Genomic DNA, 568 nt, shown 5'->3' on the forward strand with positions numbered 1-568 from the left:
TCAAAGCTTACTTACAGCTCCCCGAAGCATATCGGCGTTAGTCCCGTCCTTCATCGACTCCTAGTGTCAAGGCATCCACCGTGCGCCCTTTCTAACTTAACCAAACTAAAATTAAAAAATATGAGCTACACTGTTATCTAGTTTTCAAAGAACATACCATTTGCTATTTAAAATAGCTTTTTGGTGGAGCCTAGCGGGATCGAACCGCTGACCTCCTGCGTGCAAGGCAGGCGCTCTCCCAGCTGAGCTAAGGCCCCAAAATGTATGGTGGGCCTAAATGGACTCGAACCATCGACCTCACGCTTATCAGGCGTGCGCTCTAACCAGCTGAGCTATAGGCCCATACAAATTGCAGGATTTATTTATATCATATCCTCATTTAAGAGTCAACACTGAATTGAACTCTCAAAACTAAACGAAAACGAAACACGGAAACTTATATTGATAAGCAGCGCTTATCAATTCTCCATAGAAAGGAGGTGATCCAGCCGCACCTTCCGATACGGCTACCTTGTTACGACTTCACCCCAATCATCTGTCCCACCTTAGGCGGCTGGCTCCAAAAAGG

The 568-nt window shown here is 46.0% G+C and carries 2 tRNA genes and 2 rRNA genes; all 4 read right to left on the reverse strand.

Going from position 1 to position 568, the window contains the following annotated elements:
* A 23S ribosomal RNA gene (locus tag ACS2CR_RS34355) occupies positions 1 to 102 on the reverse strand; the annotation flags it as partial.
* A 79-nt stretch (positions 103 to 181) separates the two neighbouring features.
* Positions 182 to 257, reverse strand: a tRNA-Ala gene (locus ACS2CR_RS34360).
* Positions 258 to 265: 8 nt separating this feature from the next.
* Positions 266 to 342: transfer RNA gene (locus ACS2CR_RS34365), tRNA-Ile, on the reverse strand.
* A gap of 130 nt (positions 343 to 472) precedes the next feature.
* Positions 473 to 568 (reverse strand): 16S ribosomal RNA (locus ACS2CR_RS34370); the annotation flags it as partial.

It is taken from the genome of Bacillus cereus group sp. BceL291 (assembly GCF_051776705.1).
GTDB classification, from domain to species: domain Bacteria; phylum Bacillota; class Bacilli; order Bacillales; family Bacillaceae_G; genus Bacillus_A; species Bacillus_A cereus.